This window comes from Acidobacteriota bacterium (genome assembly GCA_040752915.1).
In the GTDB taxonomy this organism is placed as follows: Bacteria; Acidobacteriota; UBA4820; order UBA4820; family DSQY01; genus JBFLVU01.
In genome coordinates, this window is record JBFMHB010000007.1 from 42290 (window position 1) to 65347 (window position 23058).

The 23058-nt window shown below is 68.8% G+C and carries 22 protein-coding genes; all 22 read right to left on the reverse strand.

The genetic code is table 11. From position 1 onward, the window contains the following. Positions 1-6 precede the first annotated feature (6 nt). Positions 7-1281, reverse strand: coding sequence for a hemolysin family protein (locus AB1824_02590; protein ID MEW5763841.1), 1275 nt, complete (start codon positions 1279-1281; stop codon positions 7-9). Beyond that, positions 1278-1709, reverse strand: coding sequence for an rRNA maturation RNase YbeY (ybeY, locus tag AB1824_02595; protein MEW5763842.1), 432 nt, complete (start codon positions 1707-1709; stop codon positions 1278-1280). The genes AB1824_02590 and ybeY overlap by 4 nt, the downstream gene beginning before the upstream one ends. After that, complete coding sequence (locus tag AB1824_02600; GenBank protein MEW5763843.1) at positions 1654-4053, reverse strand: HDIG domain-containing metalloprotein; 2400 nt, start codon at positions 4051-4053, stop codon at positions 1654-1656. The genes ybeY and AB1824_02600 overlap by 56 nt, the downstream gene beginning before the upstream one ends. Before the next feature lie 50 nt (positions 4054-4103). Further along, on the reverse strand, positions 4104-5150 hold the full coding sequence (locus AB1824_02605) for a PhoH family protein (protein MEW5763844.1): 1047 nt from the start codon (positions 5148-5150) through the stop codon (positions 4104-4106). A 20-nt stretch (positions 5151-5170) separates the two neighbouring features. After that, positions 5171-6172, reverse strand: a complete 1002-nt coding sequence (locus AB1824_02610; protein ID MEW5763845.1) for a LysM peptidoglycan-binding domain-containing protein — start codon at positions 6170-6172, stop codon at positions 5171-5173. Between the two features lie 35 nt (positions 6173-6207). After that, complete coding sequence (gene rpoZ, locus AB1824_02615) at positions 6208-6444, reverse strand: DNA-directed RNA polymerase subunit omega (protein MEW5763846.1); 237 nt, start codon at positions 6442-6444, stop codon at positions 6208-6210. Then, on the reverse strand, positions 6431-7072 hold the full coding sequence (gmk, locus tag AB1824_02620; GenBank protein MEW5763847.1) for a guanylate kinase: 642 nt from the start codon (positions 7070-7072) through the stop codon (positions 6431-6433). Before gmk ends, rpoZ begins: the two co-directional genes overlap by 14 nt. A gap of 25 nt (positions 7073-7097) precedes the next feature. Then, positions 7098-7961, reverse strand: a complete 864-nt coding sequence (locus tag AB1824_02625) for a YicC/YloC family endoribonuclease (GenBank protein ID MEW5763848.1) — start codon at positions 7959-7961, stop codon at positions 7098-7100. Then, on the reverse strand, positions 7958-8134 hold the full coding sequence (locus AB1824_02630) for a hypothetical protein (GenBank protein ID MEW5763849.1): 177 nt from the start codon (positions 8132-8134) through the stop codon (positions 7958-7960). The genes AB1824_02625 and AB1824_02630 overlap by 4 nt, the downstream gene beginning before the upstream one ends. Continuing rightward, positions 8131-8649 carry a lysophospholipid acyltransferase family protein gene (locus tag AB1824_02635; GenBank protein MEW5763850.1) on the reverse strand — a complete coding sequence of 173 codons (519 nt, stop codon included), beginning with the start codon at positions 8647-8649 and terminating at the stop codon, positions 8131-8133. The genes AB1824_02630 and AB1824_02635 overlap by 4 nt, the downstream gene beginning before the upstream one ends. A 170-nt stretch (positions 8650-8819) precedes the next feature. After that, entirely contained in the window at positions 8820-10811 is a 1992-nt protein-coding gene (locus tag AB1824_02640) for a hypothetical protein (protein MEW5763851.1), read from the reverse strand. A gap of 3 nt (positions 10812-10814) precedes the next feature. Further along, positions 10815-11798, reverse strand: a complete 984-nt coding sequence (locus AB1824_02645) for a cytochrome b/b6 domain-containing protein (GenBank protein ID MEW5763852.1) — start codon at positions 11796-11798, stop codon at positions 10815-10817. Then, complete coding sequence (locus AB1824_02650) at positions 11795-12907, reverse strand: hypothetical protein (GenBank protein MEW5763853.1); 1113 nt, start codon at positions 12905-12907, stop codon at positions 11795-11797. The genes AB1824_02645 and AB1824_02650 overlap by 4 nt, the downstream gene beginning before the upstream one ends. Beyond that, positions 12904-13599 carry a cytochrome b/b6 domain-containing protein gene (locus tag AB1824_02655; GenBank protein MEW5763854.1) on the reverse strand — a complete coding sequence of 232 codons (696 nt, stop codon included), beginning with the start codon at positions 13597-13599 and terminating at the stop codon, positions 12904-12906. The genes AB1824_02650 and AB1824_02655 overlap by 4 nt, the downstream gene beginning before the upstream one ends. A 251-nt stretch (positions 13600-13850) precedes the next feature. Further along, a complete protein-coding gene (locus tag AB1824_02660; GenBank protein ID MEW5763855.1) occupies positions 13851-14645 on the reverse strand; it encodes a polysaccharide deacetylase family protein in 795 nt (264 codons plus the stop codon). Between the two features lie 37 nt (positions 14646-14682). After that, positions 14683-15192 (reverse strand): hypothetical protein, encoded by a 510-nt coding sequence (locus tag AB1824_02665; protein ID MEW5763856.1) that lies wholly within the window; start codon positions 15190-15192, stop codon positions 14683-14685. After that, a complete protein-coding gene (locus tag AB1824_02670) occupies positions 15189-16184 on the reverse strand; it encodes a hypothetical protein (GenBank protein ID MEW5763857.1) in 996 nt (331 codons plus the stop codon). Before AB1824_02670 ends, AB1824_02665 begins: the two co-directional genes overlap by 4 nt. A 7-nt stretch (positions 16185-16191) precedes the next feature. After that, the gene (locus AB1824_02675; GenBank protein MEW5763858.1) at positions 16192-18342 is read right to left on the reverse strand and encodes a sulfatase-like hydrolase/transferase; all 2151 of its coding nucleotides are present in this window, start codon (positions 18340-18342) and stop codon (positions 16192-16194) included. After that, the gene (locus AB1824_02680) at positions 18303-20081 is read right to left on the reverse strand and encodes a CocE/NonD family hydrolase (protein MEW5763859.1); all 1779 of its coding nucleotides are present in this window, start codon (positions 20079-20081) and stop codon (positions 18303-18305) included. The genes AB1824_02675 and AB1824_02680 overlap by 40 nt, the downstream gene beginning before the upstream one ends. Before the next feature lie 103 nt (positions 20082-20184). After that, positions 20185-21615: a hypothetical protein gene (locus AB1824_02685; GenBank protein MEW5763860.1), complete on the reverse strand. Its 1431-nt coding sequence runs from the start codon at positions 21613-21615 to the stop codon at positions 20185-20187. A 16-nt stretch (positions 21616-21631) separates the two neighbouring features. Continuing rightward, positions 21632-22306, reverse strand: a complete 675-nt coding sequence (locus AB1824_02690) for a metal-dependent hydrolase (GenBank protein ID MEW5763861.1) — start codon at positions 22304-22306, stop codon at positions 21632-21634. A gap of 183 nt (positions 22307-22489) precedes the next feature. Further along, positions 22490-22936 (reverse strand): hypothetical protein, encoded by a 447-nt coding sequence (locus AB1824_02695; GenBank protein ID MEW5763862.1) that lies wholly within the window; start codon positions 22934-22936, stop codon positions 22490-22492. Positions 22937-23058: the final 122 nt, after the last annotated feature.

Here is a 23058-nt window from a genome sequence, read left to right on the forward strand (position 1 = left end):
CCGGCGTCAGCCCGACCCCGGCGCCCCGTCGTCCTTCGACGCGGCGGGCGCCCGGGACACCTTCACCTTGTGGATCCGGCGCCGGTCGGCGGAGAGGATCTCCACTTCAAGCCCATCGAAAGCGAGCCGCTGCCCCGTGTGGGGGATGGCCCCGAGTCGCGTGCTGATCCATCCCGCCACCGAGTCGTAATCCCCTTCGGGCAGATCCGCATCGAGCCGGGCCGCCAGATCGTAGACGGAGGCCCTACCCAGCGCCACGAGGGTACCGGGGGCCGCCTCGTGGAACGGCTCTTCCTCGGACTCCGCCGACTCCTGGATTTCCCCGACGATCTCTTCGATGAGGTCCTCGGTGGTCACCAGGCCGTCCACCCCCCCGTACTCGTCCACGACGATGGCCAACTGGAGCTTCCCGGCCTGGAATTCGCGCAGCAGGTCCGAGATGGGCTTGTTTTCGGGCACAAAGGGCACGGGACGGGCGTAGGCCGAAACGGGGCGGTCCCCCTCCCCCGCCAGGAGCGGCGCCAGGAAGTCCTTGAGATACGCCGCCCCCACCACGTTGTCGATCTGGCCCTCGTACAGGGGCAAGCGCGTGTGGCGGGCCTTGGCCAGGATCTCTGCGGCGAGCCGCAAGGGCGTGTCCGACGGCGCGCACACCATGTCCGTCCGCGGCGTCATGACCTCCCTCGCCACGGTGTCCCCGAACTGGAGGACCCCTCGAATGAGCTCCGAATCGTCGCTCTCCAGGATCCCCTCGCTCTGGCCCACCTGGATGAGGGCCGAGATCTCCTCCTCCTTGTCGTCCTCGCCCTCTCCGAGGCGCTCCTTGGCGGCGTCGATCCGCCGGGACAGGACGGCGTCCAGGGGCAGGGTCAGGACACCGAAGAGGAGCAGGGCGCCGCGCACCAGCGGGAGGGTGTAGAGAAGGACCTTGTGGGGGCTCAGGGAGGCGATCACCTGAGCCACCACGGCCAGCGCGGGAAGACCCGCCGCGCACCACGCGAAGCCCCACAGGAGGGGGTGAGGAGAGCCGAGCCGGGCCAGCAGGGCCGCCGCAAGAAGCGTGAGGGCCACGCCCGAAGTCAAGATGCCGAACTGGAGCGTGAGCAAGTAAGCCAGACGGCGGCGGAGGTAGTGCCGGACCCCTTCCACGAGGGGCAGGTCCTCTTCCTCCGCGAGCCGGCTCACCGCCATGAGGGAGAGCGCGTTGAGGGCGGAGCGCACCAGCAGGAAAGAGAAGAGCGCCAGGCCCGCGGCGGCCATCCCGGCCAGGATACCGGTCACGCGATCCCCCATTCCCGTCTCAGGCGCCTTTCCTTGCGCTCCATGACCCCTCCGTCGGTTTCGTGGTCGTATCCCAGGAGGTGCAGAAGACCGTGGAGGAGGAGGCGGCGCAGTTCCGTCTCGAGAGGCTGGCCCGCGGCTCGGGCCGCCCGGACCGCCACGGGGACGGCGATGAGGATGTCCCCGAGGTAGATCCCGCCTTCCTCCGCCGGCTCTCCCGAGGGGAAGGAGAGGACGTCCGTGGGGCCCTTTTTTCCACGGTATCGGCGGTTGGCCTCGGCCATGAACCGGTCGGAGCAAAAGCGGACTCCTACCTCGCCGGTTACCCCCAGACGGCTCATGGCGTCCAGGGCGAAAGAGACCAGGGCCTCCTTAGGAAGCGGGGGCTTTCGGAGCCGGCTGTGGAGCCGGACTTCGCGGCGGTCCATCGGCTTTCTCCTTGTCGAAACTGAATCCGGGATAGGAAATCCGGCGGCTGAAGATGCCCATGAGCGTCTTGAGGAAGGCGTCCTGGAGGACGGCCAGATCCCGGAACGTGAGGTCGCACTCCTCGAGCTGGCCCTCCTCCTGCACCCTTTTCACGATCTCCTGCACGAGGGCCTTGAGCCGGTGGTGCGTGGGCTCCTTGAGCACCCGCGAGCCCGCCTCGATGCCGTCGGCCATCATGATGATGGCCGCCTCCCTCGTCTGCGGCTTGGGGCCGGGGTATCGGAAGTCGGCCTCGTTGATGGTGTCCTTCTCGGGGTCCAGCATGGTCAGGGCCTTGTCGAAGAAGTACCCGATCCGCCGCGTCCCGTGGTGCTGGGGGATGATGTCCAGAACCGCCTCCGGAAGACCGTGCTGGCGGCCCAGACCCAGGCCGTCCTTGATGTGCGCCGCCACGATGAGGGAGGACATGCGCGGGGCCAGGCGGTCGTGGGGATTGTGCGGGGGAGCCTGGTTCTCCACGAAATAGGGGACGTTGAGGAGCTTCCCGATGTCGTGGTAGTAACAGGCCACCCGGCAGAAGAGGCCGTTCGCCCCGATGGCGTTCGCGGCGGCCTCGGAGAGGGCCGCCATCATGAGGGAGTGGTTATAGGTCCCGGGGGCCTCGAGGGCCAGTTGTTTCAGGAGCGGGTGGTTGAGGCTCGAAAGCTCCAGGAGCCGGACGTCGGTCAGGATCCTGAAGAAGCTCTCAAAGGGCGGCAGGAGGGCCGAGACGAGCATCACCGTCAGGGGCAGTCCCGAAAGGAAGGCCAGGCCCAGGGGGAGGCCCACGTCCCGAAGAGGATGGTCCGCCCACCACGGGTCCGTCAGGAGAACTCCGAGGGCAAGCGGAACGTTGACTGCCCCGATGAGGAGCGCCCCCTTCCACTGGGCCGTCCTCTGCCGGAGCTTGGCCCCCGCGTAGATTCCCGTACAGCATGAAAGGAGGGCGTACAGGAGCATCCCGAAGCTGAAGTCCGCCAGCACGCCGAAGAGGACCGAAAAGAGGAGGGTGTACACCACCGCGATGTGGCGGTTCACCAGGAGCGTCATGAGCATGCTCCCGGCCGCCACGGGAGCCACGAAGAGGAAGAAGGCGGGGCGATCCAGGAGCGCCGATTTCCCTCCCTCCGCCAGGAGTCTCACCAGGAGGCCCAGAACGTGGGAGAGGGCGACGAAGACCATGGCCAGGACCAGCGTCAACACGAAGAGGCTGAGATCCGGGCAGTTCTCCTTCCGGTAGGTCTTCAAGTACATGAAGGTGAAGGCCAGGAGAAGGAGGAGGAAGGCCAGGAGCGCCCCCAGCAGGGGCAGGTTCACGACGCCCTTCTTGGACTGCCGGTACGCGGCGATCTTCTGGGAGGCCGCCGCGTCCACCATCTCTCCCGCCTTCAAGAGCACCTGCCCCTTCCGCAGGAAGATCACCAGGGGCTCGACCTGGGCCCCGGCGCGTTCTTTCCTCAGGTTGGTTTCGTTGCTCGAGTAGGTGAGGGACGGCTGGAGCTGGGAGCGGACGAGTTCCTCCACGGCCCCCCGGAGGGCGGGCGGCACGCCGGGCTCCTGCTCCACCATGCTCCCCACCAGGCGCCGGGCCTGTTGAAGGTTCACGACGTCCGCCGCCAGCGGGTCTTTCTGATCCCACTCGAAGCCCGTGCGGCGGATGTCTCGGATTCGGATCACCGAGGCGCCCTGGAACGAGTCGCCCGTCGAGACGATCTTCCGCTTCTGGACCTCCGTGAGAACGGACGCCACGGCCTCCTGGAGGTTCTCGCTGAAGCCCTCGGCGAGGAGTTGTTTGATCGTGAACCGGGAAAGGGAGCCTCCGAACATCTCCGAAATCCGACCCAGGAGCCGCTCCTCCTCTTCGTGGCGCGCGCCTGCCTGGACTTCCCCCGAGCGCAGCTTTTCCCGGAACTCCCCGGCCTCCGTCCGGGCCGTCGCGAAGGCCTCTCGCAGGTGCGCCGTCGCCGCCGCCGACCGGCCCGAGTCCCAGTCGTACACGGGAGGGACCTTCGCCCGCGCCTCCTCCCGCTTCTGTTCCGTGGCCACCGCATCGACGATCTGCAGGTCGAACGGCGCCCGGAGATCCCGGGTGGTGACCGCGCCGACGGGCAGGTCCGGAGGCGGCTGAACCTGGTACCGCTGGGCATAGATTCCGAAGACGACGGCGAGGAAGACGGCCGCCCAGAACCAGGGGTTTTCCCTCAGAAAGTCCGCCGCCCGCTGGGCGCGGCCCTCCCTCAGGCGGGCCCGGAGTTCCATCCGACTGGGCGGCGGCTCCGAACCGTTGGTCTGGGTGGGTGGCATCTTCGCGTCCCGCACGGCTGATGGGATTCTATCAGAGGACGCCGGCGGCGTCACCGCCCCGCGGCGCGATCGTAGGCCCGGATGATCTCCTGGACCAGCGGATGGCGCACGACGTCCTTCTCGGTGAAGGAGACGAAACCCAGCCCGGGGATGGAGCGAAGCACCTCGGCGGCGTCCACCAGGCCGGACTTGCGGGAGGGGTCGATGTCGATCTGGGTGACGTCCCCCGTCACCACGGTCTTGGAATTGAAGCCGAGCCGGGTCAGGAACATCTTCATCTGGTCGATGGTCGTGTTCTGGGCCTCGTCGAGGATCACGAAGGAGTCGTTGAGGGTCCGGCCCCGCATGAAGGCGATGGGGGCGATTTCGAGGACCCCCGTCTCCAGGTATTTGGACACCCGATCGCCCTCCATGAGGTCGAAGAGGGCGTCGTAGAGCGGCCTCAGATAGGGATTCACCTTCTCGGCGATGTCGCCGGGAAGGAACCCCAGCTTCTCGCCCGCCTCCACGGCGGGCCGGGCCAGGATGATGCGCTTGACCCGCTTCTCCTTGAGGGCGGCCACCGCCATGGCCACGGCCAGATACGTCTTTCCCGTCCCCGCCGGGCCGATGCCGAAGACCACGTCCTTTTCGCGGATGGCCCGGAGGTAGCGGCCTTGGTTGAGGCTCTTGGGGAAGACGACCCGCCCGTGCGAGCACTGGATCTTCGCGTCCCGGTAGAAATCCAGAAGGTCTCCCCGGAAGCCCTCGGCGCGCAGGGAGTAGGCCGTTTTCAGGTCCCCCGAGCCCAACCGGATGCCCGCGGCGTGGAGCCGTTGAAGCTGGTCCAGAACGGCCAGGCACTCGGCCACGGCCCGGGGCTCCCCGTCCAGCAACAGGGCGTCCCCTCGAGGGGCCATCCGAACCCCCGACTCCTTTTCCAGGAAGGCCGCGTTTCTCGGATCGCCGCCCAGGAGGTCCTGGAGGAACTCGGCGGAAAACGGATGGGCGACCGGAACCGTCCCGGAACCGGCCGGGCCGGCCTGGGGGGATTCAGGAGGTTCGGGGTCGGGGACCATGGCGTGCGGGGCGGAGGCGAGCGGGGCGGAGGGAAACACCCTCCGCCCCGCGTGAAAGGCTAATTGCCCTGGGGGGCGGGCGTCTCGGCGGGCGCCGTCGTGATGGTCTCGGGGGCCGCCGGGGCGGCGGGCTCCCACCGGTGGTATCGGGCCGTCTTCTCGGCCTTCTTGGCCTCTTCAGCGGTGTAGGTCCGGTTGATCTTGAACTCCCAGTCGGGGTAGATGAGGTCCGGGTGGTCCTTCACGAGCGCCCGGTTGGCGTCCCAGATGAGGGGCCACAGGAAGGGGTTGTTGTAAATGAACTCCTTCGCGGCGATGCGCCAGAGGGAGTCGCCCTTCTGGACCACGTAAGTGCAGGGCTTGGATTTCATGGCCTGTTCGACGGCCGAAGTCTTGCGCTCGCGCTCGGCCTGGATGCGGGCCACCTCGGCTTCCGCTTCGGCCCTGGCCTTCTTGGCCAGGGCGAGGGCCTCGTCCGCCGCCGCCTTCACCTTGTAGTAGTTGCAGGCGGACTCCGCCATGAACTTCTCGGCCTCCGCCAGGCGCCCCTTGGCGTTCTGGTGGGCGGCGGGGGCCATCTGGGCCACCGTGATCTCCTGGCCGATCACTTTGAGCTCGGCCTGGATGCACTCACCCTCAGGCTTGGTCACCATGGCCACGAGGGCCTCGTTGGCCGACTTTCCGGCGGCGGTCTGGGCCGTCACGCCCTCCTCGGCGGCGCGCACGGCGGCTCGGGCGGCCTGAAGGGCGGACTCGGCCTCCCCCTTGGCGCGGGCCTGCTCGACGGCGGTGGCCTCGTTCGCGGCCTTCACCTTGGCCATGGCCGCCGGAGCCTCTTTCTTCGCGGCCCGGCACTTCCGGTTGGCCACCAGGTCGTTGAGGTGGTCGACGGCGCCCTTGGCGTCCTGGAGCTGGGCGGAGGCGTACGCCGGGGCGCAGGTCTTCATGGTGTCGTTCAGGGCCGCGTTGGCGTCCACGACTTGCTGTGGAGCCTTGCGGCAGCACGCCACCGTCGCCGCCGCCATGAACCCGACCGCGGCCACCTTCCAAAGGTTCTTCATCGTCGCTCCCCCTTTCTGATGAGGAAACGGCCCGCTCAGGGCCCGACTTCCACCTGGAGCACCTCGCCCGCTTCCGGCGGAAGAGGCGCCTGGGATTCGCTCTGGGTCCAGGTCACGAGGCCCGCCTGGACTTCCTTCATGGCCACGTGGGCCGGCTTCTTGCAGACCGTCTCCACGCGAGGGTCGGCGCCTTCCAGGAGCTGGCGCGTCCTCTGGGCGCAGAGGATCACGAAGCGGTACTTGCTGCCGATCTTTTCGTCAACCTTGAACATGTTCTTCCCTCAGCCATTCGGCGATGCGGCGCTTGAGATTTCCGGCGTGATCCTCCCGCCCGTCCGGGCGGAGGCGGGCCGCGTCCAGGATGCACCGGACCTGTCCGACGGCCCTGTCCAGGTCCTCATTTACGATATTATATTCGTAAACTCCGCTGAATTCAAGCTCTTTCTCGGCGGACCGCAGCCGCCGGACCAGGTCGAAGCCCGGCTCCCCTCCCCGTCCCGCCAGCCGCTCCAGGAGAACCTCCAGGGAAGGGGGAAGGATGAAAACCGTCAGGGCCCTGGGCCGGGCCTTCTTCACCTGGAGCCCTCCCTGCACGTCGATGTCCAGGAGGAGGTCCAGACCCTCCGCACCGGCCCGGGAGACCTCTTCCGAATGGGTCCCGTAGAGGTGGCCGTGGACCTCCGCCCATTCCAGGAACTCGCCCGCCGCCGCCATGGCCTCGAACCGGGGCCGATCCACGAAGTGGTAGTCCAGGCCGTCTCGTTCTCCCGGTCTCGGCGCCCTCGTCGTGTGCGACACGGAGAAGCGGACCCTGCCGTCTTCGGCCACCACGCGCCGGCCGATGGTGGTCTTTCCGCCACCCGTCGGAGCCGAAAGCACCAGGATCACGCTCTCCCTCACCGTTCCCTCTCCTCGAATGTCCTCTTCACGCCACGTTCTGCGCCTGCTCCCTCATCTGCTCCACGACCAGCCTCATCTGGAGGCCCGTCTGGGTGAGGGCGTAGGCGTCCGATTTGGCCAGGAGTGTGGAGACCTCGCGCTGCATTTCCTGGAGGAGGTGGTCGAGGCGGCGGCCCAGGTCCCCGCCGTTCCCATCGAGGAGGTCCGCCATGGCCTGCCGGTGCGCGGATAGGCGGACCAGTTCCTCCTGGACATCGGCCCTCTGCGCCAAGAGGGCCACCTCCTGCTCCATCCGACCCGGATCCACCTGGACTCCGAGCTGCTGGATCCTCTGATTGAGCCGCTCCGCCGCGGACTCCACCTGTTCGGCCGCGGCCCCCTCGGCCTCCGCCTTCAGCGCACTCAGGGCCTCCAGAGCCTGCCGGAACTGGACTTCGATCCTCTCTCCCTCGGCCCGGCGGGTATCCCGGAAGCGCGACAGGGCCTCCGAGAGGGCCTCGAGGAGGACCTCGCCCGCCAGGGCTTCCACGCGGGGCGAAAGGGCCACCCGCACGGCGTCGGGAACGGTGAGGAGGTCTCCGAGGGTCATGCCCCGCGCCAGAAGGCCGTCCCGCGCCAGCGCCGCGGAGAAGGCCCCCAAAGCCCTCGCCGCCGCCTCGGAGTACCGGACCTCCACGGTTTCCTCGCCGAGCGCTTCCAGGAAGGCCCGCACCTCCACCCGGCCCCGGGCCACGGAGGCCCTCACGGCCTGCCGGCACGCCAGTTCGTGGGCCTGAAGCGCGGGGGGAAGGGAGACCTGCACGTCCAGGCCCTTGTGGTTGACCCCCCGGACTTCCACCCGAACTCTCAGTCCGTCCCGCTCGATCTCCGCCCGGCCGAAGCCCGTCATGCTCTCCACAGGGCCTCCTCCGCAAGGGCCCCTTGGGCCCTTTTCACCGCTCCCTCCAGGCTCTCCTCCACCCGCCGGCGGAGGGCCTCCACGCCGGAGTCGTCCAGGTCGCGGGGAACGGGGATGGGGTCACCGTAGGCAAAGACCACCCGCGTGAAGGGCAGGGGGATCATGAAGCCGTCCCAGGAATCCAGCGTTTTTTTTTCCGGGCGGCCACGGCGATGGGGACGATGGGCAGGCCCGAGAGGCGGGCCGCCTGGACCACCCCCGCCTGGGCCACCCTCGCCGGCCCCCGAGGCCCGTCCGGGGTGAAGGCCAGATCGTATCCTTCCCTGACCTTTCGGAGCAGAGCGTGGAGGGCCCGGACCCCTCCCCGCGTGGAGGAGCCCCGCGTGGGGTCCATTCCGAAGCGGCGCATGACGCGGGTCACGAGCTCCCCGTCCCGGTGCTCGGAGACGAGAAAGGTGAGCCGCTGGCCCACATAGGCGTAGACCATGAGAAGGAGATGCCCGTGCCAGAAGGCCATGATGTACTGTCCGCCCGATGCCTTGAGGGCTTCCAGGGGCTCGCGGCCGACGTGGCGGACGCGCACCGAACGGTACAGGCCCTTGACGAAGAGGGCCAGGGGGCCCGGCGCCGCCTTCAGCAGCAGGCCCTGACCCATCCGCGCAAGGAGAGATTTGGCCAACGGACGCCTCCACGTGCGCCCATTATGGCGGGCGCCGCGTCCCGCGTCCAGAGGTCTGGATGCGGCGATCCGCGAGAAGGCCTCGACGGCGGCCTCCCAAACCCGCCCTTTTCCTGCCTTCGTCGGGCTTCCTCGCCTCTCGCGCGCCCCTGGGCCCGGCCCCGGAGCTCCTACCTTCCCCGGGTCATCTCGGAAACCAGAACCCTCAATTCGCTTTCGGCCCGGGCCAGCTCCGCCGCGGCGGCCTTGTAGTTGTGGACCCCTTTGGCCCGGTCCAGGTAAACGACACGGTCCGAAACCGCTTGCAGCCTCCGCGAATAGGAGGTCGTGGGCGCCTGACGGCGGGTCAGGAGACCCAGGGAGAGGCGCGCCTCGTCCTCCAGGGCCCTCACCCGATCCCGGCGCTCCGCCAGGTCTTTCCGCCAGGCCGCGAGATCGGCGGAGCCCTGGGCGTCGTGGCAACCCTCGCAGGACTTGGCGACTTCGGCCAGGGCCTCGGATTTCGTGGGATCGTGGCAATCCGCGCACCCCACGGAGGCGGCCATGGTGTCGGGGACCGCCTTCATGCCCAGCCCGGCCGGAAGGGTCCCCTTGTAGAGGGCCTCCTGGCGAGGGTGGCACCGGGCGCACGAAGCCTGGGCGCTGTCGTGGTGGCAAGGGGCGCAGTCCTTGGGCGACCCCAGGACCAGGGCCTTGTGCTTCCCGGCCTCGTGGCAGGTGTCGCAGGTCAACCCTGCGGACTTCACGTGGTAGGAGTGGGGTACGTCCACGCCCTGGAAGTCATACGGGTCCGGGCGCGCGATGAAGCCGTGGCAGGACTCGGTGCAGTAAGAGAAGTCGTCCTGGGCGAAGGCGGGGCGGAGGGACGGTTCTCCGGCGCGACCCGACACCTCGCCCAGCTTGCCGAGGAGGGAGCGGCTCCCCTGGAGGATCCGGATGGCGTACTCGATGTTGTGGACGGGGTGGCCCTGCTCCAGGAACCGAGCGTTGAATTCGAGGTCCGCGGCGAGGGAGGCGGCCTCGGGCGCCCCCTTCGACGCCGCGTAGAGGCGGGCTCCCTCGGAGGCGAGACGCCGGGCCTCGGCGGCCAGGACCTCGCCCTGCTGCTTCCACCGGGCCACCATGGGAACGTACCGGGCGTCGTGGCAGGCGGCGCACGCCTTGGGGTCGGCGGTCTTGTTGCTCTGGCCGAGGAAGGCGGCTCCCCCGCGAGTGAGCACCTGGGTATGGCAGCCCGTGCAGTTGATCTGGGCGGCGAACATCCGGCTCGGCGTATCGGCGGCTCCCTTTCCGCCCACGCCGAGGTACATCTCCTTGGCCGCTCCGTGGAGGTTGGCATGGCAGGATTCGCAGGAGACCTCCAGGACGGAGGCGACCTTCACGTTCCCGTGCCGGATGGGCTCATGGCACTCCAGGCAGCGGGCCCGCATGCCCGTCACGTGCACCTCATGGACGAGCTTCGTTTCCCCGTACTCCTCGACCCTGGAGATGTGGCAGGCGTAGCACTTCTCCTTGCCCACGGCCCCGTCGCCCTCGTGGACCGAAAGGTGGCAGCGCGAGCAGGCCACCCCCGAATCCACGTACGTCTTCATGTCGAAGAGGAACCCGCCGTGGGCCGACATCCCCCCGGGCGCGCCGTGGCACGCGCCGCAGGCGCCCACCGTTTCGGCGGGCCGCTGGCCCTCGAAGTGGCACAGGAAGCAGACCCGCTGGTCCACCGCCACGTGGCCCGCCTCGTGCGTGAACCCGTGGCAGGAGGCGCAGTGCAGGCGAATCCCTCGGCGCTCCTGGGCCAGGTGCGGCGCGTGGGGGAACGTGATGCCCGAGAAGGTGACGGGCTTGGCCGCCGCCATGTCGGGATGGCAGTCCTTTTGGGAGCAGGCCGAATCGGGGACGTAGGCCTTGGGGCGGGGCCGGTAGGTCCCCGTAGCGTACTTTACCAGCTGGGCGAACATGTCCCGCCGCTGGGTCGGATGGCACTGGACGCAGTCCACGTGCAAGTGGGTGGAGGCCTTCCACTGATCGACGTAGGGGGCCATGTAGTGGCAGTTGTCGCAAAAGGAGGAGCGCCTCGCCGCGACGTCCACGAAAAGCCATCCGGCCAGCAGGACCGCGAGGGAGATCCCGCCGAGAACCAGCGTCCGTTTCCTTCCGAGCGCCATGGTCTAGCCCTCCCCCCCGCCTCGCCCCACCGACCCCGGACCCTCCGCGGGAAGCCGGCCCTCCCTCACCCACTCCTCGTACTCCAGCGCGTGCTCCTCCTTGAATTCCTCCAAGGTGATCCGGCCGTTCCAGAAGGTGAGGCTCCCGGGGAAGCGCTTGGGATTGAAGTGGACGTTGTAGAAGTGCCAGATCACGATGGCCAGGGTGGCCAGGAGGGCCTCGTCCGAGTGGGCCTCGCGGCCGATGTCGTAGACCACCTTCCCGAAGCGGTTGATGGCGTCGTCCTTGAACCAGAGGATGAACCCCGAGGTGATCATGACCACCATGCCCCAGTAAACGGCCCAGTAGTCGAACTTCTCGATGTAGGAGAAGCGCCCGAAGAGGGGCCGGTCCTTCTCCAGGCCGAGGAAGTACCGGACCTGGTGGAGAAAGTCCTTGATGTCCTGGAGTTTGGGGAGGAGGAGCCCGAAGTCCTTCCGGCCGGCGGCGGAGGAGATCGTGTAGAAGATGTGGTACCCGCCCACGGCGGTCAGCAGGACGGCGCCGATCCGGTGGAGGATCCCCGTCACCGACGGCCCTCCCATCACGTCCATGAACCACTTGGAGAAGGCCGCCTCGTGAAACTTGATGGGAAGGCCCGTGACGATGAGGAGGATGCAGCTGGTAAAGAGGACCAGGTGCTGGGCCCTCAGGTGGAGGCTGAGGCGCTCCACGTGGCCGCCCGCTTCCGCCTTGGCCTCCTTTTTGCGGAGGGCTTTCGCGCGGCGGTGCTCCTCCTCAAGGAAAGCCCGACACACGCGGCGGACTCCCTGGTCCGCTTCCCGGTGGAGGGTGGAAAGGAGGAGGGCCCGAAGGCGCTCCGCCTGCTCGGGTGTCAGGTCCGAGGGAACCTCCTTTTCGAGGATCCCGGAGAGGGAGGCCGCCGCCTCCTCCACCACGGACCGGATCTGCGCCCGGCCCGCGTCCTTCCCGGCCTCCTGGCTCATGGGTTCGCCTCCCCCTTGGTCTCCGGATTCGGCTCGGTCCTGCGGCGCCTCCTGGACCGGTACTGACGGAACAGGTCGAGTCCGATGTGGATGAACAGGCCGGTCAGCGTGCTGACCGTCAAGACCTCAAACCCCAGGGCCACCCAGTAGACGATCCCCGCCGACCGGTCCTTCGGGTTCAGGTGGATCCGGCCCTTGGCGAAATTGGCGTTGGCCCCTGGATGGCACTTCCCGCAGGTGGCGGGGATGTTCTTCACGTTCACCGAACTCTGGGGATCCGCCGAGGGCAGGATGAGGTGAGCCCGGTGGCAGGAGGCGCAGTTGGCCGCCTTTAGGTCCCCGAACTCGGTGGCGATGCCGTGGAAGGAGTCCCGGTAGGTGGCCACCTGCTGGACCTTCACGCCGTACTTCTCCATGATGAAGACCTTGGCGTGGCACTGGGCGCAGGTATTGCCCACGTTGGCCGGGCTCACGCTGGAGCCGCGGTCCTCCGGACGCGCGATGGTGTGCTCGCCGTGGCAGTCGGTGCAGACGGGGGCGTCCTTCGCGCCCCGATCCAGGGCCTTGCCGTGGATGGAGGCCCGGTATTCCCCGTACACCTTGAGGTGGCAGGCCCCGCAGACCTGGGTCACGTGGGCGCGGTTCACGGAGGATCGCGGATCGGTTCCCGGGGCGATCAGGTGATCGCCGTGACAGTCCTGGCACAGGGGGGCCTTCGGATTGCCCCCCGCCAGTTCGCGCCCGTGGACGCTTTTCTCGAACTCCGTGTACTTGGGGGTCTGGGGGACCCCGGCCGTGCTCCCTTCATAGTGGCAGCGCCGGCAGTTGACCCTCCCCGGACGCTCGGGGTGGGGAACCTCATCCACGTCGGCGTGGCAGTCCACGCAGGTGTTCTGGGCATGGACCGACTGGCGCAGGAGCGTGGGGTCCACGAAGAGCTCCAGGACCTCCCCCGACGGGCGCACCTGGCGGAATCCGGGTTTCCCGTGGCACGAAAGGCACCGGAGGTCTTCCTGGGCCGGCGTGGCCACCCACGCGGCGGAGGCCGCCAGGAGGACGGCCACCGGTCGCCACCCCCGGCGCGCCAGGCGATGAAGGCCTTTCCTCATGGCTTCTTCTCCTCCCTCTCCCGGGCTTCCACCTCTCCAAGGTGTTGTCGCCGGTACACGTCGGCCCGCATGCGCCCGGTGAGCCAGGCGGGGTTCATGGGGAAGTTCCCCGCGGCCAGGTGGACGTCGTAGATGTGCCAGAGGATGAGGACGATGAAGATGAGCTGGGCTTCCCGCGAATGGAGGACCAGCATGAGGTCGATGAAGCCTTTGGGAAAGAGGGTGAGGCTCGCTTGGGGTGACCAGAGAACCAGGCCCGAGAGGACCATGATCAGGCAGCCCGCCAGAATCCCCCAGTATTGGAATTTCTGCCACGGGGTGAATCGGCCGAACCGGGGCGGCTCTCCCTTCCCCGTCCAGTTGAACCGCCAGCCCCGTGCGGCCTCGATGAAATCGGCCCGAACGAAGAGGAGGTCCCTCAGATCCCTCTTGTACCGCTGGGAGAAGATCAGCCCTCCCAGGTGTAGAAAGCCCGCCCCTACGAGCCCTACAGCGGCCGCGCGGTGCAGCCAGTGGCGGCCGCCCAACCCCCCCATCCACCCGATGAGAACCTGGGCCCAAGCATGGTCGTGATAGGCCAGGGCGAGCCCGGACATGACGAGGAGGAGAACGCAGAGGGCGAGGAGAGCGTGGTCGACGCGCTGGAGGAGCGTCATCCGCTCCACGGTGGGATGGGGGTCTGCTTCGGCCATCGTGAGGTCCCCTGCACACGATCAGGTTTTCGCCAAACGAACGGTTGGAACGCGCTGGTTTTACGGTACCGGGTTCGGGACATTCGGTGCAAGCCCCCCCGGTCCGGGGAAACGGTAGCCGGTCCGGCGGGCATCGGACAAGCCGGCGTCCGCGCGGGCGCGCGCGCATTGGGGTATTTCACCTAGCACTCCAATCGAGGGGAGCCAACCAATTGGCGCAGAGCAATTTACAGACTGAAAACACGGCCCCATCAAGCGGGTTTTTTCACCCAATTCTGTGCTATCCAGGTTTCCAGCCTTCTGTCTCCCGGTCCGATGAGGCGGTGCAAGCGTTCGGGAAGATTGGGAAGCCAGGAGAATCGTGCGAAGCGGCGGACCGGATCCAGGGTGAGCCGGGGGCCCGAGGAGTCCAGTTCCCAGGGGTGAAACCAGTAGACGGCCGGCACGCCCCGGCGGAGCGCGGCGTCCCGAGCCGCCTCCAGGAAGCGCAGGGGAAGGCGCCGAAGCAGGACGGTCCCTCCCATCGGAAGGGCGACCCACCGCCAGGGGGCACGGAGGGCCGGCACCTCGAGGACCCCCGCGCCGGGCCCCGGAGGACCGGCGCGGGCCCCTCCCAAGAAAGGCACGGCCAGCCGGCTCGAGGAGTAGGTGAAGCCCTCCTCGGCGAGCACCTCGTAAGGCCAGGGAGCCGCGCCCATGGACCACATGGGCGCCCGGAACCCCCGCACCCTGCGCCCGCAGACGTCCTCCAAAGCCTGGCGCCCCTCCCTCGCCTCCCGTCGGAAGGCCTCGGGGGACAGCTCGAAGACTCGGCGGTGAAGGTTCCCGTGGCAGGCCACCTCGTGGCCCTCCTCCGCGATCCGTCGGACGGCCGTCCGATGGCGGGTGGCGGCCCAGCCGAGCACGAAGAAGGTGGCCCGGACCCTCCAAGAGGCCAGGAGGTCGAGCGTCGCGGCCAGGGCGGTGGGAAGCCGCGGAGGAAGCCCGGCCCACAGGCGGGGATCCGCGCCCGCCGGGTGGTCCGGGACATGGAACCACTCTTCCACGTCCACCGTCAGGAGGATGCCGTCGGAGGCCGAACGGTCAATCGTCCTCGCTCCCCTCGTCGGAGGCCTGGTTCATGGGGATGGGCTTGTCCAGATTGAGATTGGGCCGGGCGAATCCCGCCGGCGGCTGGGGCTTCTTTTCCCCTTCCTTCTCGGGGGGAGGCTCGTCCTCCGTCGTGACCTCCTCGTCCAGATCCTCCTCCGGCTCCTCCTCCTCGGGCTCGGCCGGCGGAGGGGTTGGCGGCCTTTCGGGGACGAAGCCGGGACGGGAGGGGGGCGTCGGGCCGGGGAATCCACGCTGGACCGCCGGCTGGGGCGCGGAGGGCGGCAAGGTGAGGGGCAGGGCGCCCTTCTCCTGTGTGAACTGAAGGATCTCCGAGGAGCGCACGGCCAGTTCCCCGTTGCCCACCCGCAGGTAGGTCCACTCCTTGTCCGTCCGGTGGCTCTGGATGACCAGGGAGCGGTGGTCCTTGAAAATCACCACCTCCTGGGCGAGGAGGGGCGCGGAGAAGGCCAGCGCGAGGACCGTCCAAACAAGGCGTTTCACGGCACGACCTCCACGGCGAGCCCTTCGGCCGACGGCGGTGCGGCGAGGATACGGGCGCCGCACGCTTCGAGGGCCCGCTCCACATCCCATCGTGCGCCCTCCCGGACCAGGAATGCAAGACATCCCCCGCCCCCGGCCCCGCACGCCTTGCCGCCCAGGGCCCCGGCCGCGAGGGCCGCCTCGCAGAGGCTCTTGAGGACCGGCGTTTCGATGCCCTCGGCGAGGCCTTTTCGAAGAAACCATTCCTTCGCGAGCAGGTTTCCGGCTTCGACCCAATCCCCAGCCAAAAGGGCCTCCCGCATGGACCGGGCCGCATCCGCGATGCCTTCCAGCCTGCGGGCCGTTTCACCGTCCCCGTCCAGGAAGCGGCGAACGAGGGCCCAGTTGGTCCCGGCCGAGATCCTGGACTGCCCCGAATACGCCACGACCAGGCGACCGCCGAAGGCCTCCAGGTCGACTCGGAGGCTCTCCACCCGCTCGCCTCCCGGTTCGTAGTGCAGGGCCAGGGCCCCTCCGTGGATGGCGGGCCAGAAGTCCTGGACCCCCGTCGGGATGCGGAGGTGGGCCGCCTCCACGTCGCGGCAGAGGGACACGAGCGCCTCTGCGGAGAATCGCCGTCCCGATGCCGTCTCCAGGGCCGAAGCCACGGCCACGGACAGGGCCGAGGAGCCCCCCAGGCCGCTTCCCGGGGGGATGGCGCTTCCCGTGGCCAGGTGCCACCCGCCGGTCACGCCGAAGGCGGCGCAGTAGCGCTCCAGGAGCGCCAGGGGACCCGGCGCATCCCCGGGCTTCCAACGGTAGTCCGCGCCGAGGCTCGCGGAGGTGAGGCGCACGCCCTCCCCCCCGTCCTTCTTCAGGATCGCCTCGGCCCTCAAGTCCAGGGCCGCGTTGACGGTCATCGAGCCCGGCACCAGGAGGCCGATGGGCCAGAGGTCCAGGCTACCCCCCGCCAGGTCCACCCTCCCGCAGGCCCGCACGCGAACGGCTTTCATGTCCGACTCACTCCCCCGCGGCGGCGCTGGATTCCAGCCCCCGGACGATGTCACGCAGGTTCCCCGCTTCGGGACCGTAAGGATCGGCCGCCAGGGCCCTTCGGAAGTACGACAGGGCCGTGACCGGGTCCTCCTTGCCTTCGAGGTACAGGGAGCCGAGGGTAGCCAGGTAGGACACCTCTTTCGGCGCCGCCTTCAGGGCCCGCTCGTACTGAATGACGGCTTCGTCCACCCGCCCCTGCTGGTAGGCGATTCGGCCGAGGTTGGCGAGGGCCTGGTGGCGCAGGGGATCCATCGAAACCGCCTTGGTGAAGGCGTACCGGGCCGCCTCCCACTTGGATTCGCGGGCCTCCAGGAGCCCCTTCTCGAAGTACAGGTCGGCGCTGTGCAGACCGCGCCCCAGGGCCTCCTCCAGGACCTTCCTGGCCTCCGGGAGGCGGTCCCTCTGAAGCAGGATTTCGGCCAGATTGGCGGCGGCCTCCGCGAAGCCGGGCGAGATGGTCAGCGCCGCCCGATACTCCTTCTCGGCCAGGTCCAGGTTCCCTTTCCGCTTGTGGACCGTGCCGAGGTTGAGGTGCGCCGTATCCATCTGAGGCTTGAGGAGGACCTCCCTCTCGAAGCAGACACGCGCCTTGTCGAGCTGCCCGTCGTTGAGGTAAGCGATCCCCAGCATGGAGAGGGCCGGCACGTTTTCGGGGTTCCTCTTGAGGATCGAGAGGAGGGCCTCCACCCCCCGGGCCTTCTCCCCTTGATCCATGAGGTCCGTCACGGCGCGGAGTTCCTCCTCGATCCCGATGGCGTCCTTGGGGTCGAGGAGACCCTGGGCGTCGGGACGCACGCCCCCCGCCGAGAGGTAGCCCAAGGACATCAGCTGTCTCAAGGTCTCCGCGTTGGAGGGGTCCTTGAGGAGCCGGTCCATCTCGGCCTTCTCCCCCGAATCGGCGGCGGGAAAGGCGGCAAGGGCCTTTTTCAGGGCCGCCGCCTGAGCGGGCCGGGCCGCGAGGAGGTTCTTGGTCTCCGACGCCTCCCACTCGTAGAGTTCCGGGCGGGGCGCCTCGATGTACTTCCAGGGCCCGTCCACCAGCCCCCTCAGGGGCGCCCACCCGTAAGTGAAGAAGCCGTGGTAGGACTCGGCGTAGACGGGCCGCGCCGCCAGCGTCTTGCCCTCGAGCAGGGGGCGCAGGCTCCTCCCGTCCGTCTCCCCGGACGGCAGCCCCAGGAGGTCCAGCACGGTCGGAGCCACGTCGCACAGCCCGCACAGGTCCGGGACCCGCCGGCCCCCTCCGATGCGGCCCTCCCAGGCCACGAGCAGGGGAACGCGGAGGGCGTAGTCGTACAGGAAGACGCCGTGCTGCCTCTCCCCGTGCTCCATGAGGCCCTCTCCGTGATCCCCCGCCACCACGACCAGGGCGCCTTCGAGAAGGCCCGAGGCGCGGAGGCCGTCGAGGAGCTCCCCGATCTGGGCGTCCATGTAGGCGATCTCCCCGTCGTACCGGTCCTTCGCAAAGGCCTTGGCGTACGGCTCGGGGGGCCGGTACTCGTAGTGGGGGTCGTAATAGTGGGCCCAGAGAAAGAAGGGGCCTCTGGTCTTTCGAACGACCTCCAGGGCGGCCCGCGTGACCTCCTCCGCCCTCCGTTCTTCCGGGGGCCCGCCCGACCGCGGGGCGAGGGTCATTCGGTCGTCGTACACGTCGAAGCCCGCGGCCAGCCCGCGGGCCCGGTCCAAGACCACCGAAGAAACGAAGGCGCCCGTCCAGTAGCCCCTGGCCTTGAGGCGCGTGGCGAGGGACGGGACGCCCTCCTTCAGGGTGAGCCCGTTCACCCGGAGGTTCAGGGAGGAGGGAAGCCTCCCCGTGAGGAGGACCGCGTGGGAGGGAAGGGTCAGGGGGACGTGGCTGAGGGCCCTTTCAAAGAGGACTCCACGGGAGGCGAGGGCGTCCAGGACGGGGGTCTTGGCGGAAGCGTGGCCGTAGCATCCAAGGCGGTCCGCCCGGGTCGTGTCCAGGGTCACCAGGACGACGGAGGGAGACCGCGGCGGTCCCTCCGCCGCCGCCGAGACGACCGGGAGGAGGGCCGCCGCGAGCGCGACCCCAGCCCCCGACCGACGGAGCGCCGCGATCAGGGCGCCGGGACCTGCGCCATGGCCTTCTTGAGCCATTCCGCCACCTCGCCGGACACCTTCCCGTCCACCACCCCGCTGCCTCCGCCCTCGGTCTCCTGGGCCGTCAGGTAGTGCCCCACGCCAGGGAGCGACCGGACTTCCTGGCCTTCGTGGAGCGCGGGCGCCAGCACGTCCGCGTGGAAGGCCTGGATGACCAGTCCCCTCTCGGGGTAGGCGAAGAGACACGGGATCCGCAGCGCCCCGGCCAGGGCCAGGGGATCCACCGCCCAGAGCTCCCTCACGGCAGGGAGGTACACCTTCGCCCCGCGGAAGGTGGCCCACTCCTCCGTGGGCGTCTGAAGGGCGCCCTCCACGGCGGAAAGCTCGGTGTAGGCCGTCTGGCGGTTCTGCGGGTCGGCCATGGTCCCCACCTGCTCTTTCCACAGGCGCGCCAAGGGCTTGGCGGGATAGGCCAGGGCCGCCAGCGCCGCCGGGGAGACGCGGGAAGCGACGGCCGCCGCGATCCAACCGCCCAATCCCTGGCTCAAGAGGCCCACCCGTCCGGGTGCCGCCTCAGGGCGGGCCTTCAACCATTCGTAGAGGGCCTGAGCGTCCGCGGCGCGCTCGCCCGGAAGGGTCCGATGGACATCCCCTCCCGACTCGCCCACCCCCCTCGCGTCGTACCGGAGGGAGGCGACGCCGTTCCCGGCCAGGGCCGCCGCCAGCTGCTTCCACGTCCCCGACAGGACATACGGGTTGGAGGGGTCGTTCCCGTCTCGGTCGAGGGGGGCGAGGTCCTGGACCATGAGGACGGCGGGAAAGGGGCCCTCTCCCTGGGGCAGCGTCAGGGTGGCGCCGATGGTGATGGAACCCGAGGGAATCCGCACCCGCTCCTCCCGGAAGGCGCCGCCGGCCTCCACGACCTGGCGGACCATGCGCGGCGCTTCCCTCTCGAAGGGAACGGGCTCGTACTCGTCCCGGGAGGCCACCAGCCCCTCGTGGGGGTTGACCACGAGCACCACCTCCCCCTTCTGGTCCAGCCAGAAGGAGGCGAGAACCCCGTCCTCGATCAGGACGTCGAAGTGCTTCAGGAGCAGGGTGCGGCCCCGGAAGGGCGCCTGGTCCACCCCCATGGCCTCGAGGGTGCCCGACCTCAGGCTCATGGCCTGCGGGAGGACGAGAGTGAGGGGATGGGAAGGCCCGCTCATGGCCAGAGCCGTCTTCGCCAGGTGGATGTACGGACAGAAGGTATAGGCGTCGATGATGGTGATCTCGTCGGGCAGGGCCTCGTCCTTCACCCGGCCGTCGGAGAATCGCGTCTGCTCGAAGTGGAGGGTCTTTCCGATCGGGAAGATCTTCCCCGAGTTGACGCCGAGGTCGATCCGGTTGGCCATCTCGTCTTCCTGGAGCTGGGCCTGGCGGTTGAAGAGGTCATAGGTGCGCCAGTCCTGGTCGAGAAACTCGGTGGCCGAGTCCTGGGCCTCCACCATGTCGGTTTTGCTGTAATCGTTGAAGGTGACTCGGTAGGAATACTGCAGGAACTTCCCCGTGGCGGGGTCCGTCGCCAGGGCCGGGTACAAGTAAAGCTCGATGTATTTCCTCTTGGCCTTTTCCATGGGGATCTTGAAACGGACTTCGGAGGAAAGCAGAAGCTCGCCCTTCTTGGTCTCGATTTTGAACTTCTCGAAGCCCTTGTTAACGCCGTTGAGAAAGAGGTCGAACTTCCCCTTGACCTGGGGACCCGCCAGGGCGGGCAGGGAGAAGAGAAGCGCGGCGGCCAGGATGATTCGGCGCATGAAGTCACCTCCAAGGACGGGAAGTATACCGCAAAGACGGGGCCATGAGCCGGAGAGGATCGGGTCGCGAGGCCGGGTCCGGAGGGACGCGCTTCCCCTCAGCCTACTCGGACATCCTCCTTTCCCTCCTGACCTGGACGGGTGCCGCCACCTCGGGGTCCACGAGGCCGAGGAGAACGCGGTCCACGTCCAGGTAGCCGGGCAGGCCGGCGGCCTCCGCCAAGTCCTCGGCCCTGCGCCACGCGGCGCGCGCCTCGCCCCCGTCCCCCAGGAGTGCGAAACCCAGGGCGACGGATGCCCCGTGGCTGATCTCCCGCGCCGCCCGCTGGAGAGCCCCGAGACCCGTCGCGGGCGCCTCCCCGTCGAGCCGGGCCTCCTTCAGCGAGTGCGGGGAGAGCAGGAGGAGGGTGAGGCCGTCCCGCTGGACGCACCGCCCTGTGAGGTGGGAGGTCACGGCGAGCAGGGCGACGGGGCGGCGCGAGCTGATGTCCCTCTCGGCCGCCGCCAGAGCGTGGGCTTCCTCGTATCGGCCCGTCTCGAGGAGCCACAAGGCCCACAGCCCGGCGTTCCGGGCGAAGTTTCGGCCCGGGTGGGCCTCGACGATGCGCCGGGCTTCGGCCACCCGGCCCAGGCGGACCGCGATCTGGAAGCCCTGGACGGGGTTCTCTCCGCTCAGCCGGAGGGCCAGATCGCTTCGGCCGTTGAGAATGAGGAGGCGCGTCACCACGGCGCCGTCGGCCCCGTAGAAGGGCCCGGTGCAGAGCAGTTCCAGGCGGTCACGGATCTGGCGGCGCAGGCACGCCGCCTCCCGGCAAGCCCGCAAGGTGGAGAGGTACCGCATCCAGGGCCGGAACTCGGGGTGGCGGGTGGTAAATGCCATTTCGGCCTCGGGGTTCCCCGAGGCGAAGGTCCGGTAGGCCTCCACGCGAAGGTGCCAGTACCGCGCGTAGGGCCGGCTCAGTCCGTAGGCCCCCGCCACCAGAACGAAAAGGACCGCCAGAGAGGGGCTCGCCAGCCGGAGGGCCCAGAAGCCCCGGGTGGGAGCCGGCGGCGGCTTCCACTCCCTCCCCTCGGCGTTCACGTACCCGCGGGGCACGAACCGGCTCCGCTCGCCGTCCCCGATCCACCATCCCCCCTCCGTGCGCACCGCCCACACCACCGAGGAGGGTCCCCGACCCTTCGGCCAGCTCAGTCCGGATTCGCCCTCGGGGAGGATCGCCACCTCGCACCGGCGCCAGAGCGCCTGGAGAACCGCCACGAGGGCCCCGAGGGCCAGAGTCGTCAGGCTCCAGGCCGGGAGCGCGCCGTAACGGACCGCGGCCTCGGTGGAATACGCCCCGTGGATCGTGGAGAAGGCCCCCTCAAGAAGGCCCAGCCCAGGGCCCGGGACGAGCCAGAGGGTGAATCCGGCCCAGATCCCCGTCACCGTCCACTGCACGGCGGAGATCCACCGGGGGGGGCGCCCCCGGGAACCCGTCAGGAAGTAGCGGAAGGGGGAGGCCTCGCCCCCCCCTTCGTCGCGGCCCTGGCTCATTCCCTCCGCGGCCCCCTCAGACGTCCACCGTCTCGCCGAAGCCCACGACCCGCACCTTCACGCCGCGGGCGGCGGCCTTGGCCGCGAAGGTTGACGGGTCGGCGGGAATCACGGGGAAGGTGTCGTAGTGGATGGGCATGACCTCTTTGGCCCCGCACAGGACCGCGGCCTCCACGGCGTCGTCGATGCCCATGGTGAAGTTGTCGCCGATGGGGAGGAGGGCCAGATCCGCCGGGTAGAGGCGCCCGTAAAGGCCCATGTCCGAATGGAGGGCCGTGTCCCCCGCGTAGTAGACCGTCTTGCCTCCCATGAAGATCAAGAAGCCCGCCGGGTTCCCGCCGTACGAACCGTCCGGGAGCGCCGAGCCGTGCAGGGCCGGCACGAGTTTCACCCGGCCCCACGGAAAGGTGAACGCCCCGCCGATGTGCATCGGGTGCGCCCCCACCCCCTGGGCCCCCATCCAATTGGCGATCTCGAAATTCGAGACCACCACGCACGCGTTCCGCCGAGCGATCTCCACCGTGTCCCCCACGTGGTCCCCATGGCCGTGGCTCACCAGGACCGCATCCGCCTTCACCTCAGAGGGCGCGATCTTCGCGTGGCCGTTCCCCGTCAGAAACGGGTCCACGATCACCCGCCCGTTCTCGCACGCCAGCTCGAAGCAGGAATGCCCGTGGTACGTCAGCTTCAACATGGTAAACCTCCTCCTGGGTCAGCTCTCGCTCCTCATCCTCTTGGGGTCACATCTTGCTTTGCGGCACTCCGCCCGCTCGACCCGCCGCACCCGCCATGCCCCCCGCTTTCCCCACTCCCTGGCCCGGACGATACAACCGACCGCAACGCAGTGCAAGCCGGGCGGGTTTCCCGGCTTTCTTCAAGATGAAGCGCCCCGTCCTTGCCAACCCGGCAGGGTCCAGGTCTTCTCGTAGACCACCTGCGCGCCTTCGCGGAGATACTGCGTGAAGCTCGTCGCCACGCCGCTCGCGTTGTAGGTGATGGTGGCGGCGCGCTCCCCGGAGGAATCGTAAAGGTATTGGGACAAGAGGAGGTTCGTGGATTTCTTGCGGACGGCGATCAGGCGGTTGAAGGGGTCGTAGGCGTACACGTGCGTCCCGTCGTCGGTCACGTTGCCGTTGGCGTCCTCCACGATCGTCGCCGTCGCCGCCGTCACCCCCGTGGGGACGTTCCCGATGGTGCCCCCGCGCGTGACGGTGTTCAAACGGTTCGTGGGACGGTTGTACGCGTCCGGCTCGATCGTCGCCGTGAAGCACACGTTCCGCGCGTACCCCTCCGCCGCCTCGGCCGCCGCCCCCTGCGCCATCAGGAACGCCTTCAGCGTCGCCTGGCCTACGGTCGACGGTTTTTAAGTAGGCTATGCTTTCCAATGCTGTCTGAACAACAGTCGTACTGTGGCATCTCGGCGGGGTTTCGGTAGAATTCAAT